Consider the following 1001-nt stretch of genomic DNA (forward strand, 5'->3'; position numbering starts at 1 on the left):
GTGATGCCCTGTTGTTTGCGCGCCTGTTTGAGCGTGCGCGACACCGCCGCGCTGACGGTCTCGACATCGGCGCCGGCTTCGGTCGATATATTGACTTTCTTGGTCATTGATCGCTAGCATCGTTTGAAATTCGGGTATGGGGGGGATTCTGGGATGCTGTCTGTCGTGCCGTCAATCGATCCGGCTGTTGCGCAACTTGCGCCGGGCTTCAGAGCGCTGAGTATTGTCGTGCAAGCGGCGCCGATTATTCATGCATACGTGGCCGGTGAAGCACTGGCCAAAGCCTGCCAGATCGTCGCCAACGGTGGTCCGGCGTGGGCGCATGCGCATCTTCAGGCCTGGGCTGACGTGTTTCGCCAGTTCGGCGCCAAACCGCAGCGCACGCCTTGCTCGGCCGAGGCACTGCGCAAGCGTGTGTTGCGCGACGGCAACTTGCCGAGCATTGATCCGGTTGTCGATCTGTACAACGCCATCAGTCTGGAATACGCGATTCCCGTGGGGGGCGAGAATGCCGAGGCCTACGTCGGCTCACCGCGTCTGGTCGTCGCCGACGGCAGCGAGCCGTTCGACACGATGAAGGAGGGCCTGCCCGCGCACGAGTTTCCGGATGCCGGCGAAGTGGTCTGGCGCGATGACCAAGGCGTGACCTGCCGGCGCTGGAACTGGCGCCAAGGCGTGCGAACCCGCCTCGATGCGCAGGCGCAGCACATGTGGTTCATCCTCGAAAGCCTGCCGACGATGCCGCTGGAAGCGCTGACCGAGGCGGGCGACAAGCTCATCGAAGGATTGCAGCAAATGATGCCCGGCGCCGAGATCGAAAGCATGTTGATCGGGCCGGGGGCGCGTTAGGTTAGATATGAGTTCCAGCCCGTTTCGTCAGCGGCACCGCGATTCCCTGTGGGAGCCTGCTCGAGAAGGCGGCACATTCAACATCTTTGCCGGCTGTTCCACCGCTTTCGCGAGCAAGCTCGCTCCCACAATGTTCCGTGTTGACCAATGAT

The 1001-nt window shown here is 62.1% G+C and carries 1 protein-coding gene; it reads left to right on the forward strand.

Annotated features, from left to right (window positions below; genetic code table 11):
• Window positions 1–153: 153 nt before the first annotated feature.
• Window positions 154–849, forward strand: coding sequence for a B3/4 domain-containing protein (locus D6877_RS10140; protein ID WP_130910663.1), 696 nt, complete (start codon window positions 154–156; stop codon window positions 847–849).
• Window positions 850–1001: the final 152 nt, after the last annotated feature.

Source organism: Pseudomonas sp. Sample_9 (genome assembly GCF_004307535.1).
Classification (GTDB): domain Bacteria; phylum Pseudomonadota; class Gammaproteobacteria; order Pseudomonadales; family Pseudomonadaceae; genus Aquipseudomonas; species Aquipseudomonas mercuritolerans.